Below are 13785 nucleotides of genomic sequence, written 5' to 3'. Positions count from 1 at the left end.
AAGGATTTATGCCTCCTGTGCAGCCTCATTGCCCAGCTTCTGCAGCAGCGCAACTTCGGCGGCGGGATCTTCGGACTTAAATACAGCGGAGCCGGCCACGAGGACGTTGGCGCCGGCCTTGACGACCTCGGCAATGTTCTTGGAAGAAATGCCGCCGTCGACCTCGATGAGGGGCGAAACGCCGTGACGCTCGCACATGGCCTTGAGCTCGTGCAGTTTGGCGATGGTACCGGGGATAAAGCTCTGGCCGCCAAAGCCGGGGTTCACGCTCATGAGCAGTACCATGTCGACAACGTCGATGATGCTCTCGAGCACGCAGACGGGCGTGGCGGGGTTGAGCACCACACCGGCCTTGACGCCGCGCTGCTGCAGATGGGTGAGCGTGCGGTGCAGGTGCGTGGAGGCCTCGTAGTGAACGGTGATCATATCGGCACCGGCGTCGGCATACCAATCGACGGTCTCGTCGGGGTTCGACACCATGAGGTGCGCGTCGACCGGCACGTCGGTGGAGCGCTTGACGGCCTTGAGGATATCGACGCCAAAGGTGAGGTTGCCGGTAAAGTGACCGTCCATGACATCGAAGTGCACAAAGTCGGCACCGGCGATCTTGTCGAGGTCGCCCTTAAGGTTGGCCATATCGGCCGAAAGGATGGACGGAGCGATTTTAATGGAACCCATGGTAGTAGCCTTTCTGCACTAGTCGGTGAGTCCGTAGAACTCTTGCGATGGGACGCGGTCGGTGAGAATTTCGAGCGCCCTATCCAAAGTAACACCGTTGTAGAGCGTTTGCTCCACGGCAAAGGTGAGCGGAATGTCTACGCCCAGTGAACGGGCGAGCTCGCTGACGCTGCGGGCCGCAACGGCGCCCTCGACCACCATGTGCGTGCGTGCCTGGTACTCGTCGAGCGACACGCCGTGGGCAAACTCGTAGCCAAAGGTGCGGTTGCGCGAATGCTCGGAGGTGCAGGTGGCAATGAGGTCACCCATGCCGGCAAGGCCCATGCAAGTCATGGCCTGCCCGCCGCGGGCATGCACCAGTCGGCTGATCTCGGCCAGGCCGCGCGTCATGATAAGGGCGAGTGTGTTGTCGCCCGCACCGGTACCGGCGGAGATGCCGCACACGATGGCGATGACGTTTTTCATGGCGCCGCATACCTCGACGCCGGTCATGTCCTGCGACAGGTAGATGCGGAAGGCCGTGGATAGAAGCAGGTCCTTAAAGGTCTCCCCTATCTGCGGGTCTTCGCTGGCGATGACGGCGGCAGAAAGTCCGCCGCGGCAGATCTCCTCGGCATGGTTGGGTCCCGAGAGCGCCGCCACGCGCCGCTCGTTGCCGATCTCGCTGGCGATGACCTCGCTCATGAGCAGGCCGGACTCGGGCTCAATGCCCTTGGTGAGGCAGAGCACCGGGGTGTAGGCGGCGATGAAGGGTGCTGCCTGATGGCATACGCTGCGCAGGTGCGTGGAGGGCACGGCAAAGATGACGGCCTCGGCGCCGTCGAGCGCCTGCGTCAGGTCCGTCGTGGCGACGACGTTGCCGGGCAGCTCGTAGTCCACCAGATAACGGGGGTTACGGTGCTCGCCATTGATGCCGGCGGCCGTCTGCTCGCTATGGGCCCACATGATCACGCGCTCGGCTCGTGCGGCAGCAAGGCCGGCGACGGCGGTTCCCCAGGAGCCGGAGCCAATCAGCGCAACATTCATGACTCTCTCCTACTTATCGTCGGGCACGGTCACGCGCTTGGTAAACGAGAGCTTGGACTCCTTGCCCGTCATGAGCTTTTTGATGTTCGCACGATGGGCCCACACCACGGTGATGCCGATCAGCGCCATGCAAAATTTGAGACCCAGGCTGCAGTACGGAAAGACCGCGCAGACGGCGATGGGAAGACCGATGGCCGCGGCAAGCGAGCCCACCGACACAAACTTGGTGATGGCGACGGCCACGATAAACATGCCCAACAGCGAAAGTCCGATGGGCCAGTACCAGGCGAGGATGACGCCCAGGCCCACGGCGATACCCTTGCCGCCATGGAAATTGAGGTAGGGCGAGAAGATGTGGCCCCATACCGCAGCCAGGCAGATGACGCCGAGCATCCAGTCGCCGGGGGCTCCAGGCGCCATGATGCTCACAGGGAAGCCATAGCCCACGCCCGCGATGAGCGGACGGGCGATAAGGACGCAGATAGCGCCCTTAAGGCAGTCGAGCAGCAGCGTGAGCGCGGCCACCTTGGGGCCGGCTACGCGCAGGGCGTTGGTGGTGCCGATGTTGCCGGAGCCCGCCTTGCGAATGTCGGTGTGGTTGAACACGCGGCCCAGGATCAAGCCAAACGGAATCGCTCCGATAAAGAACGAGACCACGGCGCAGATGGCGGTCAGCAGAATCGGATTATGCATCCTTTTGCTCCTTCTTCCTAAAGAAGAGTCGAATGGGCGTGCCGGAAAAATCGAAGGTCGAGCGCATACGGTTCTCCACGTAGCGCTGGTAGGTGTCGTTTACCAGGTCGCTGTGGTTGACGAAGAACGTAAACGTCGGCGGGTTGACGCCCGTCTGGGTCACGTAGTGCATGCGCAGGCGACGCTTGCCGTCCACCACGGTGTGGCCGAACTCGCGCAGGTCAGTGAGGAACGTGTTGAGGCGCGAGGTGGTGATCTTTTGCGAGCGCGTCTTTTCGGCTGCGTCGACCATCGCCCAGATCTTCTCGACGCTGCGGCCGGTCAGGGCCGAGATGCGCAGGTACTGGGCCCAGGGAGCCATGACGCCCAGACGGCGGTCGACGGTCTCCATGCAGGCCTCGCGCTTGCGGTCGTCGTCGAGCAGATCCCACTTGTTGAGCAGCACCACGATGGCGCAGCCGCGCTCGATGGCCAAGCCCATGACCTTCTGGTCCTGCTCGGTGACGCCCACGGAGGCGTCGACGACAAGCAGCGCCACGTCGGCGCGGTCGATGGCACGCAGGCCGCGAACCATGGAGTAGTACTCGATGTTCTCGTACACGGTGCTCTTCTTGCGAATGCCCGCAGTGTCGACCATGCGGTAATGCTTGCCGTCGCGCTCGACGACGGTGTCGATAGCATCGCGCGTAGTGCCGGCGATGTTGGACACGATGGAGCGGTCGGCGCCCAGGATGCGGTTGAACAGCGACGACTTACCGGCGTTGGGGCGGCCGATGATGGCAACGTTCAGCGCGTCGGGGAACTCATCGGCGACCTCGTCCTCTTCTTCCGGAAGCAGGGCCACGATATCGTCGAGCAGGTCGCCCGTGCCATGGCCATGCAGGGCCGAGAGCGGCGTGGGCTCACCGATGCCGAGCGAATAGAACTCCCAGATGCTGTCGTTCTCGCGATCGGGATTGTCGAGCTTGTTCACCAGCAGAAAGACCGGCTTGTCGCAGCGCTTGAGCATGCGAGCGACCGACTCGTCCTCCTCGGTGACGCCGGTGCGGCCGTCGACCACAAACAGGATGACGGCGGCTTCCTCGGCGGCGGCGAGGGCCTGGTCGCGAATGGACGTGGCAAAGACGTCATCGCTCTTGAGCGGCTCGATGCCGCCCGTGTCGACGATGGTGAACTCGCGGCCGTTCCAATCTGCCGTGTGATACGAGCGGTCGCGCGTAACGCCGCGGGACTCGTGGACGATGGCGTCCGAGGTCTGGGCCAGGCGGTTAACGAGCGTGGACTTGCCCACGTTGGGGCGTCCGACGACGGCGACGATAGGTTTCATCTGCTCTCCTTTAATGGGTAGGGTCAGCGGGAATAGTTGAATTGGCGGGCGTTATGCCAAGGATGTGCTCCAGGGTATCGAGCAGCTCATGTGGCATGGTCGATACCACATGAACCTCGGCGCCGCGACCGGTAAGGCTTGCGAGTAATTCGTCACGATGATACTCGTCAAGGGTCATACCGTCGGCGTTGAACATGAGCTTAGGCACAAAGAGCATAACCCCCGACAGGTCCTGCGGCAGCTGCTCCAAGATGTCGCAGGCGACGATGAGGCCGGTCACGTCCACGTTGCCGCCAAAGTAGTGGTTTTTGATGGCCGTGACGGTACCGGCAAGGCCGTGCGGCGATTCCACAAAGCGGGCCACGGTGTCGCGCGCGCTGGCGCCCGAGAGGCACAGCAGGCGCTGGCCACGGGCGGCGATTGCCTCGCGAACGCGGCGCAGGCGCTCGGCGTCGGCGGCGAGCACGTTGTCGGTCTCGTCCAGATAGGAGCGGATCATGCCGATGCCGTCGTAGTACTGCGGGTAGCCGTCGTAAAAGTCTGCCTCGGGCGGCTCGATGCCGGCATCCAGGTAGAACTCGTCGCTCATCTGGAAGGTGTGGCGGCCAAAGCGTTCGAAGGCGCGGTCCTGGTAGGGTCGGATCATGGCAATCGTCTCGCGCGCCAGCTCGGGTTTGTCGCTGTAGGACCAGCTAAAACGGTTCTGATGCTTGGTAAAGCCGAGCGGCACAATGCCCAGGCTCGTGATTTGCTCGTGCTCCTCGCAAAAGCGCAAGGTTTTTTCCAGCTCCTCGCCGTCGTTCATGCCGGGACACAGCACGATCTGCGCGTGAATCTCGATGCCGGCGGCCATGATGGCCTCGAGTACGTCCATGCCGCGCTGGGCGTTACGGCCCATCATGCGACGGCGGACGTCGGGGCTCACGGCGTGAACCGACACGTTCATGGGGCTCATGTTGCGATCGATGACGTTTTGCACGTCCTCGTCGGTGAGGTTCGTGAGCGTGACAAAGTTGCCTTGCAAGAAACTCAGGCGGTAGTCATCGTCGCGGATGTAGAGCGTGGAGCGACCGCCCTTGGGGAGCATCGTCATAAAGCAGAACACGCAGGCGTTTACGCAGGTGCGCATGCCGTCAAAGATGGGGCCATCGAACTCAAGCCCCCAGTCCTCGCCGGGAAAACGATCGAGCTCGACGGGGGTGACGGTGCCGTCGCGCGGATCGAAAACCTCCAGCTCGACGGTGTCGTCGTCTGCCTCCCAGAGCCACACGATCATATCGGTCAGCTGCTCGCCGTTGACCGTGAGCACGCGCATTCCCGGCTCGATACCCACATCCCACGCGGGCGATTCGGGACGCACGTTTTTAACGAGCGCGCCCTCACCCGGCTCGGGGTCGCGGCTGCGCCCGTAATCGGCCACCTCGGCGGCGTATGCGGGTACGGTCTGGTCCATGATTAGCGGCAAAGCTCCTTGATGCGCTCGACGGCGCGCTCGATGTGTTCTTGCGGGGTGGAGGCTCCGGCGGTGATGCCGATGTGGCGGGCGTTGACAAACCATGCGGCCTCAAGCTCCGAAGCTTCCTCGATGTGATGCGTGTGCTCGCAAGCATCAGCACAGATCTGCGCCAGGCGGCGGGTGTTGCCCGAGTTCTTTCCGCCCACCACAACCATGCAGTCGCAGCGGTTGGCGAGAGACGCCGCCGCCTGCTGGCGCTCGCTCGTGGCTGCGCAGATGGTGTTGATCACGCGCAGTTCCTGCACGCGTGAGGTGATGGAGGCCACTACCTCGGCCAGGTTCCGTGCGGTCTGGGTGGTCTGCACGACGAGGCCCACCTTGCCCTTGAGCGGTAGCGCGTCCGCATCGGCGGCGCAGCTCACGACCTGCGCGTCATCGCCGGCGTGGCCCAGGATGCCCTCAACCTCGGGATGGCCCGGCTCGCCCACGACGAGCACGCGATAGCCCTCGCGCACCAGGCGCTCAGCGGCCACGTGGACCTTCTTGACGTAGGGGCAGGTGGCGTCGACCACGTCGAGGCCACGCTCGAGAGCGACCTCGATCACCTGCGGCACCACGCCGTGCGCGCGAATGATCACGGTGCCCGATGCGGCATCGTCCAGGGTCTCGGCCAGGCCGACGCCCGCCTCGGCAAGCTCGCGCACCACGATGGGATTATGGATGAGCGGGCCCAGGGTGTGGACCTGAGCGTTCTCCCCCGCTTGCGGGGCGGCCGCCAAGGCCATATCGAGCGCGCGCTGCACGCCGTAGCAGGTGCCGGCGTGGGCAGCGATTTCGATGGTGGGGGCGTCTGCCTTGCCGGTCACAGCCTCGGCAGTGTTCATGACATACTCGCCCATGGCTAGAACCTGCCCGGGTGCTCGGCGCACAGGTCATCGCGCATGGCGTAGACGTGACTCATGGCTTCGGACTCAAACCATGCCAGGCGTTCCTTGCGCTTGAGCTCGGCCGGAGCATCGGCAAGCGAGACGGCCTTGCCGGCACGGATCCAGCACTTTTTGGGGCGCATGATCTTTTTGCCCGCAGGCGTGATATCGGACCAGCCGCAGATGGCGAGAGGGTTGACGGGCGCCTTACCCATCTGGGCGATAAGCGCAAAGCCGCCGTGGACCTCGGGCTTGATTTCGCGCGAGCGGATGCGCGTGCCCTCGGGGAAGATCAAGACGTCCTCGCCGCGCTGCAGCGCATGCTGAGCGGCGCGCAAGCACTTCATGTCGGCGGTGCCGCGCTCGACGGGAATACCGCCCACACGGCTAAAGGCCCAGCGCACGATCTTGCTCTTGGCAAACTCGGATTTAAAGATGGGACGAATGCGGCGGCCGCCAAAGAACAGTGCCGTTTCCACGGCCAGCAACTCGGCCATCGAGGTGTGGTTGCAGATGACCACGCTGCCGCGGCCTTCCTGTCGCTCAAACAGCAGGTCGGCGTCCTCGACCTTCCAGCGCCACATAAGCTTGGAGAAGGCCCACAGGATGCCCATGACCACGAAGACGGTGCCGCGGATGAGAGCGGGGAACTCAGCGTAGGGGGCGTTGTAGTAATCCTCGGGCGTCTGTTTAAACAGGCGCATGGGCTACCTCCTTTGGTTGATAAGGTCCTCGATGATCGAGACGACCTCGTCGATGGTGTGAGCGGTGGAGTCGACGTGCACGGCGTCCTCAGCGGGCACGAGCGGCGCGACCTCGCGGCTGCTGTCGAGCTTGTCGCGTTGCTTGAGTGCGTCGAGGGTTTCGTCGACCTCGGCCTTGCGCTGCTCGGTGGTGAGCGGCTGGACGTCGTTTTGGTGGCGCTGCAGCACACGGCGGCGGGCGCGCTCACGCGGGTCGGCGGTCAGGAACACCTTGACCTGCGCGTTGGGAAACACGACGGTGCCGATGTCGCGACCCTCGGCGACAATGTCGCGGTCCTCGGCGGCGCGGCGCTGATGGATAAGCATGGCGGCGCGCACACCCGGGTAGGCCGAGACCTTGGACACGTTGGCGTCCACCTGCGGGGTGCGGATGGCGGCTGAGGCGTCCTTACCGTCGATGGTCAGGCGCGTGTCCTCGCCGGTGCCGTTGGTAAAGCGAATCTCGATCTGCTTGGCGAGGGCGTCGATGGCCGCCTCGTCGTCCAGGTCGATGCCGCGGTCGAGCGCGGCGAAAGTGACGGCGCGATACATGGCGCCCGTGTCGAGCTTGTTAAAGCCCAGCTGGCGGGCGATCTCCTTGGCGATAGTGGACTTGCCGGATCCGGCGGGGCCGTCGATGGCGACGATCATGCAATGCTTCCTTTCGGTGGTTGACGTGCTGGTATGGGACGCGAGCGCTGTTGCTTGGTGTACTGGCTAACCCGTGTAGCGCTCGCGGTAGGTGTTGCGCTTGGGCGCGGAACCGTGGCTGCCGTGGTGACGCGTGCGGGTCGCGGGGTTGACCGCTGTCGCGTTGGGGTCGCCCTGCTTGGAGCTGGCCTGCTTGGGCGGGATGCCGCCGGCCTTGAGAATCTGCACCTCGCGGTCGGTGAGCTCGCGCCACGAGCCCTTAGCCACGTCTTTGAGCTCCAGGCCGGCAAAGTTGCAGCGATGCAGGCGGATCACCGGATGGTGAATCTTGCTCAGCATGCGCTTGACCTGGTTCTTGCGGCCCTCGCGGATGATGACCTCCACGGCGGTGGTGCCGGGCTTGATGCCTTGCGGGGCTACGGCCTCGGCCTCGCGCGCGTTAATGACGCGGCAGATCGCCGGTTGGCATAGGCCATCGTCGAGCTCGATGCCGCGGCGCAGCGGCGTGAGGTCGCGATCGGTCAGGTTGCCGTCCACCAGCGCCTGGTAGGTCTTGTAGACGTGCTTGCTGGGATGCAGCAGGTCCTGCGACAGGTCACCGTCGGTGGTAAAGAGCAGAAGGCCCGTGGTGTCGCGGTCCAAACGACCCACCGGAAAGAGCCCCGGAAAGCGGTCGCGCGGGACCAGGTCGGCCACGCAAGGGCGTTCCTGTGGATCGCTCATGGTGGTGAGGTAGCCGGTCGGCTTGTAGAGCATCAGGTACACGGCACCCTGGTTGAGCTTGACGGGCATACCGTCGACCTCGATGTGGTCGCGGTCGACATCGACCTTGGTGCCCAGCTCGGTCGCGACCTGGCCGTTGACGGTTACGCGGCCGGCAGTCATCAGGTCCTCCGAGCCGCGGCGGCTCGCTACGCCCGCGCGCGCCAAAAAGCGCTGCAGGCGCATAGTGTGCGGGTAGACGGGCTGGGCGTCGCCCGTGGGCGCTGCGTTGTCCATGGCGCTTGCGAAGTGCGTTTCCTCTGCTTCGTTAGTCCTCGTCATGTATATCCTCCGAGGTATCTACGGTGGGCAGAAGCTCCTCGCCATCGGTGTCCTCAACATCGGTATCGATCAGTTCGCGCTCTTCGTCCAGGTCCTCGGCCTGCTCCTCGAGCGTGGACTGAATGCTGCGGCCGCTCAGGCGCTCGCGGATAAACTGGCGCGACTGCTCGTCGGGGGCAAACTGCTCCAGATCGGGCAGGTCCCGGGTGGAGCGCAGGCCGAACTTTTCCAAGAAGGCGTTGGTCGTGCCGTAGATGATGGCCTGACCGCGCTCGGGGTCGCGGCCGAGTTCGCGCACCAGGCCCTTATCCACGAGCGACGCGATGACGCCGTCGGAGTTGACGCCGCGGATGCCCTTGACCACCTCGCGCGTGACGGGCTGGTGGTAGGCGATGACGGCCAGGGTCTCAAGCGCCGCCTGAGACAGCTTTTGCGTGTCCCAGCTCAGCACGTAGGCCTCGACCACATCATGGTAGGCGGGGTGTGTAAACAGGCGCCAGCCACCGGCGACCTCGCGCAGCTGAAAGCCGCGGTTGGCCTCTTCGTACTCAACCTTGAGCTCGGCCAAAAGCGACGCGCACTCGCCCGGGGCGATATCCAGCGCAGCTGCCAGCGCGGGTGCGTTCACGGGGTCGCTCGACACCAGCAGCAGCGCCTCGAGGGCGCCTTTGAGGCTGTTTGCCTCCAGCGTGGAAAGGGTTGACATGGTTGCCGCTCCTATTCGGTGAGCTCGGGGCCCTCGCCAGGCACGTATGCCTCGGCGCCCTCGACGCGGTTGATTTGAATGGTTCCAAAGATCTCGTCCTGGCTTAGCGTAAGCGAGCCACGCTTGGCGAGCTCGAGCATGGCCAGGAAGGTGACGACGAGTTGCTCGGTGGTGGCGTCGCCGTCCAGCAGCTCGCGGAAGGTGCAGGTTTGGTGTGCCATGGTAAAGCGGTCGACCGAGGCCACCGTCAGGTCGAGCGGCACGCGATGTGGCGCCACGTGCTCGGCCTCCAGCAGGAAGGTCTGGCGTTTGCCATCCAGGTCGGCGCAGATGACGGCGAGGCCGCGCAGGGTAATGCCGGCCAGATAGTCGGGCATAAGGCCTAGGAACTCGGGGTCGGGGCCGGCCACGCGCGGATGCATGCGGCTCTCGGCCTGCATACGCGCGCCAAGGGCTGCCGCCGCGCCCTTAAACTGCTTGTAGGCGATCAGGCGCTGAATCAGGACCTCGCGCAGGGCGTCGCCGTCGAGCGCACTGAGCTCCTCGAGCTCATCGTCATCCTCGTCATCGTCGTCTGTCTTGCGCGGGGCCTCCTGGGGCACCAGCGAGGCGGCCTTGATGTCCAAAAGGGTTGCCGTGACCAGCAAAAAGTCGCTCGCCACGTCCAGGTCCAGCGCCTCGATGCGCTCGGCCTCGGCCAGGTATTGCTCGGCCACCTCGCTGATCGAGATGGCTCCGATATCAACTTTTTGGCGGGTTACCAGCTGAAGCAGCAGGTCGAACGGTCCGCTGTAGACCTGCGTCGACACGCGATACGACATCTTCGACCTCCTTTGACGGCGCCTTCGCGGCGCGGTTTGGGTGCATGTTGCGACCGTTTTGCACGGTCGACCTGTAAGTTTACCTTAGATGCCGGCGATTGCGAAGTTGAGCAGCCACTCGGCCAGCGGATACACGGTAACGTCGAAATACCGTCCGATCACGTCGATGCCGGTCCACATGGGCAGCAGATACAGCACTAGGATGAGGATGGGCATGGCGTATTGCTGCAGGCGGTAGTAGTTGGTGAGCGCCTTGCCCTTGAGGAACGGCACGATAATCGACGAGCCGTCGAGCGGCGGGATCGGGATGAGGTTGAAGAACGCGAGCGACAGGTTGACCACAATAAAGGTGGCACCGAAGTTCATGATTTGTGATGCCACAGCAAAGGACATGCTGGCGTAGAGGTTGCCGTATGCCGCGTGCATGAGTGCGGCCGCAAGGCATGCCAGCGCAATGTTCGATGCGGGGCCGGCCGCGCTCACCAGGACTTCGTCGCGCTTGGGGTGCTTAAGGTTATTGAGGTATACGGGCACCGGCTTGGCGAAGGCGAACACCGGGCCGCCGGCCGCGAGCATCAGCAGCGGCAGGAGAATGGTGCCAAATGGGTCGATATGGTTGAGCGGGTTGAGCGAGACGCGGCCGCGCGAGCGGGCCGTCTTGTCGCCGAGCGCCCAGGCCGCGGCGGCGTGCGCACTCTCGTGGATCACGATGCCGACGATGACGGCAACGGCGCTCGCGAGCAGGTTCATGAGGTAGCTGCTGGACATGTCACTCCCCTAGCGGACGCGGCGCGAGGCGCGCGTGAGCAGGTGGTCAATCACAAACAGGATCACGGCGACGATGGCGTAATCCAGGCGGAACACGCCACCAAAGGGCGATGTGATGACGCCGTAGCCGGCGATGGCGCTCGGCAACGCACGCGAAAGCTCGACGACAAAGCCCACGATCTGCAACTTGGCGGTGAGGCCGCTAAAGCACAGCAGCACGGTCATCGCGCTCATAAAGATGCCGCAGATGCGGCACGCGATGGCGATGATGCTCATCGCCACGGCGGTGGCCTTACGAGAGTTCACGCGCGGTCTCCTCTTCGATCTGGGTGGAAAGTTCCAGCCATTCGTCCTCGAGCTTGGGCAGCTCTTGCTTAAGGCCGTTATATTCCCCCAGCGCGGCGTTGAACTTATCCTGATCGGCATAAAGCTCTTCGCTTGCCATCAATTCCATAAGCTCGTCATAGCGGGCACGCTTTTTGTCCAGCTCTGTCTCGATCTTCTTGAGCTGGTTGCGCACGCCCTTGAGCTTTTTGTTGAGCGCGGCACGGGCCTGGGCCTCGGCGCGCTTTTGCTCCTTGGTCTTTTTGCCCTCGGCCGGCTTAGGGGCCGCGGCTGGGCTGCTGTCCTGGGCCGCGTTGGCTTTGGTGGACTTGGCCGCGGCAGGTGCGCTCTCCCCTGCTGCCTCGGCGGCGGCGCGGGCTGCGAGGTCCTCGCGCTTGTAGAGGTAGTAGTCGTAGTCGCCGTCGTAGACCGTGACCTTGCCGTCGCGGATGTCGATCACGCGGTTGGCCACGGCGCGTACCAGGTGCTCGTCGTGGCTGATCAGCACGATGGTACCGGGGAAGTTTTGCAGGGCGTTCTCGAGCATGTCCACCGAGTCGATGTCCAAGTGGTTGGTGGGCTCGTCTAGGCACAGGAGCGCCTCGGGCGCCACGAGCATCTTGGCCAGGGCCAGACGCGCCTTTTCGCCGCCGGAGAGGACTCGAACCTGCTTCTCGATGGAATCGTTGTCGCTAAATAGGAAGGCGCCCAGCAGGCTGCGCTGCTGCGGTACGGTCCACTTGGGCGTGACAGTGTCGATCTCTTGCAGGACGGTGTTGGACTCGGTCATGCCCTCTAGCGCGTGCTGGGCATAGTAGGCCACACCCACGTTGGTGCCCAGGTCGCGCGTGCCGGTAGTGGGCGGCTCCAGGCCGGCGAGGATCTTCATGAGGGTGGACTTGCCGGCGCCGTTAGGGCCGACAAGCGCCACGTGCTCGCCGCGGTAGAGCTTAAGGTCAATATCGCTGTAGATGTGCTTGTTGCCGTAGGACTTGGACACGCCCTCTAGGCCCACGACCATGTCGCTCGAGCGTGGCGGGTCTGGGAACTTAAAGTCGATGTGCTTGTGGCCCTCGGGCAGGATGACGAGCTCCTTTTTGATCTGCTCGATCTTGCGGATGCGTTCCTGCGCCTGGGCGGCCTTGGTGGGCTTGTAGCGGAACTTGTCGACGAAGACCTGCATATGGGCGATGTCGCGCTCCTGGGCGGCACGCTTGGCGCGCATCTGCTCCAGGTTGTCCTCGCGCTGCTTGAGGTAGCTGCTGTAGTTGCCGGTGTAGGTGGTCACGCGGCGGTTCTCGAGCGCGGCGACGTGGTCGACGCAGGCGTCCATGAAGGCGCGGTCGTGGCTGACGATGAGAACGGCGCCGTCGTAATTGGCGATAAAGCCGCGCAGCCACTGGACGCTCTCGAGGTCTAGGTGGTTGGTGGGCTCGTCGAGCAGCAGCAGGTCGGGGTGGCGCAGGAAGAGCTTTGCCAGCGCGATACGCATCTGCCAGCCGCCGGAGAACTCGGAGCACGGGCGCTCAAAGTCGGTAACCTTGAAACCCAGGCCGGACAGGATCTTGCGGGCGTTGCTCTCGAGCTCGTAGCCGCCCAGGTGCTCAAAGCGGTCCTGGACCTGGCCGTACTCGTTAAGGAGCGCGTCGACGTCCTTGCCCTGCTCGGAGAGCTCGGTGATCTGGGCTTGCAGCTCGTTGGCGCGCTCGCCCATGCGGCGGATTTCCTTGGCGGCGGCCATGACCTCGGCAAGGATGGTGGTGTCCTTTTGCTCCAGGTTGGTTTCCTGCTCTAGGTAGCCCACCTGGCAGTCCTTGGCGTACTGGACCTGGCCGGCGTCGGGGCTGTCGATGCCCATGATGATCTTGAGCATGGTGGTTTTGCCGGCGCCATTGGGTCCAACGAGCGCAAAGCGCTCGCCGGGGTTGATCTGGAAGGACGCGCCGCTAAAGAGGACGCGCGCGCCGAAGCTTTTTTCGATCTTGTCGACCAGGAGGATCATGGTGCCGCCTTTGACCTTGTGTGCCTATATGAAAAAAGGCCCCAACTTGCGTTGGAGCCTCATTCAATGCTCGGGTGGAGACGAGGGGGATCGAACCCCTGACCTCTTGACTGCCAGTCAAGCGCTCTCCCAGCTGAGCTACGCCCCCGTGCGAAGAAGTACTATACGGGAACTCGGACGGCGATGCAAGGACAATTTCGGAAAAACTTTCGGCGGCGGGGGCGAGGACGCGGGTCGGGCTCGAGACCGAGGGGCCGCGATGCCCGATCCGGCCCGCGGGGCGCGCCCCGCGGGCGGGCGGCGTCAGCGCCGCACGCCTTCCCGTCTCCAGTCCGGCCGCCCCCGGGAACCTCCCGCCACGGAACCGGCCCATCTACTACGTTTGGGCGGCATCCCCCGACCATGGCGTCTCGGGCAAAAATAAAACCGCAGGTAGACGGCCTGCGGTTTTCGCGAAATACGGGGTATGGTCGAGGGGTCGGGGCTAAACGTAGTAGATGGGCCGGTTTCGCGGCGGAGACCATACCGGGAACCCGACTCAAAGCGTTCGGAAGTGGGCAATCAGGCTACTTGTAGGAAAATGTTGCCGTGAAAAAGAAAACAGGCCAGACATATTGCCT

Annotated in this window: 14 protein-coding genes and 1 tRNA gene; all 15 read right to left on the bottom strand. The window is 63.9% G+C overall.

From position 1 onward, the window contains the following. Positions 1-6: 6 nt before the first annotated feature. Positions 7-678, bottom strand: a complete 672-nt coding sequence (gene rpe, locus ACKUUJ_RS01650) for a ribulose-phosphate 3-epimerase (protein ID WP_409064444.1) — start codon at positions 676-678, stop codon at positions 7-9. A gap of 18 nt (positions 679-696) precedes the next feature. Further along, positions 697-1704 carry an NAD(P)H-dependent glycerol-3-phosphate dehydrogenase gene (locus ACKUUJ_RS01645; RefSeq protein ID WP_409064443.1) on the bottom strand — a complete coding sequence of 336 codons (1008 nt, stop codon included), beginning with the start codon at positions 1702-1704 and terminating at the stop codon, positions 697-699. A gap of 9 nt (positions 1705-1713) precedes the next feature. Next, complete coding sequence (gene plsY, locus ACKUUJ_RS01640) at positions 1714-2397, bottom strand: glycerol-3-phosphate 1-O-acyltransferase PlsY (RefSeq protein WP_409064442.1); 684 nt, start codon at positions 2395-2397, stop codon at positions 1714-1716. After that, positions 2390-3724 (bottom strand): ribosome biogenesis GTPase Der, encoded by a 1335-nt coding sequence (der, locus tag ACKUUJ_RS01635; RefSeq protein ID WP_195521512.1) that lies wholly within the window; start codon positions 3722-3724, stop codon positions 2390-2392. The genes plsY and der overlap by 8 nt, the downstream gene beginning before the upstream one ends. Before the next feature lie 10 nt (positions 3725-3734). After that, entirely contained in the window at positions 3735-5177 is a 1443-nt protein-coding gene (locus tag ACKUUJ_RS01630; RefSeq protein ID WP_409064441.1) for a DUF512 domain-containing protein, read from the bottom strand. A 2-nt stretch (positions 5178-5179) separates the two neighbouring features. Next, entirely contained in the window at positions 5180-6079 is a 900-nt protein-coding gene (locus ACKUUJ_RS01625; RefSeq protein WP_409064440.1) for a 4-hydroxy-3-methylbut-2-enyl diphosphate reductase, read from the bottom strand. 2 nt (positions 6080-6081) lie between these two features. Next, complete coding sequence (locus ACKUUJ_RS01620; protein WP_409064439.1) at positions 6082-6810, bottom strand: lysophospholipid acyltransferase family protein; 729 nt, start codon at positions 6808-6810, stop codon at positions 6082-6084. Positions 6811-6813: 3 nt separating this feature from the next. Beyond that, a complete protein-coding gene (gene cmk, locus ACKUUJ_RS01615) occupies positions 6814-7500 on the bottom strand; it encodes a (d)CMP kinase (RefSeq protein ID WP_409064438.1) in 687 nt (228 codons plus the stop codon). Positions 7501-7566: 66 nt separating this feature from the next. Then, the gene (locus ACKUUJ_RS01610; protein ID WP_390399380.1) at positions 7567-8499 is read right to left on the bottom strand and encodes a pseudouridine synthase; all 933 of its coding nucleotides are present in this window, start codon (positions 8497-8499) and stop codon (positions 7567-7569) included. A gap of 31 nt (positions 8500-8530) precedes the next feature. Further along, entirely contained in the window at positions 8531-9250 is a 720-nt protein-coding gene (scpB, locus tag ACKUUJ_RS01605) for an SMC-Scp complex subunit ScpB (protein ID WP_409064437.1), read from the bottom strand. Between the two features lie 11 nt (positions 9251-9261). Beyond that, positions 9262-10071: a segregation and condensation protein A gene (locus ACKUUJ_RS01600; protein ID WP_409064436.1), complete on the bottom strand. Its 810-nt coding sequence runs from the start codon at positions 10069-10071 to the stop codon at positions 9262-9264. Positions 10072-10155: 84 nt separating this feature from the next. Beyond that, a complete protein-coding gene (locus ACKUUJ_RS01595) occupies positions 10156-10839 on the bottom strand; it encodes a site-2 protease family protein (RefSeq protein ID WP_409064435.1) in 684 nt (227 codons plus the stop codon). A gap of 9 nt (positions 10840-10848) precedes the next feature. Next, a complete protein-coding gene (locus ACKUUJ_RS01590) occupies positions 10849-11145 on the bottom strand; it encodes a hypothetical protein (RefSeq protein WP_349090387.1) in 297 nt (98 codons plus the stop codon). Beyond that, on the bottom strand, positions 11132-13165 hold the full coding sequence (locus tag ACKUUJ_RS01585; protein ID WP_409064434.1) for an ABC-F family ATP-binding cassette domain-containing protein: 2034 nt from the start codon (positions 13163-13165) through the stop codon (positions 11132-11134). Before ACKUUJ_RS01585 ends, ACKUUJ_RS01590 begins: the two co-directional genes overlap by 14 nt. 75 nt (positions 13166-13240) lie before the next feature. Then, a tRNA-Ala gene (locus tag ACKUUJ_RS01580) sits at positions 13241-13313 on the bottom strand. Between the last annotated feature and the right edge of the window lie 472 nt (positions 13314-13785).

The sequence above is a fragment of the Collinsella sp. wc0583 genome (assembly GCF_046116915.1).
Classification (GTDB): Bacteria; Actinomycetota; Coriobacteriia; order Coriobacteriales; family Coriobacteriaceae; genus Collinsella.
This window is presented reverse-complemented; position numbering and strand designations above follow the sequence as displayed.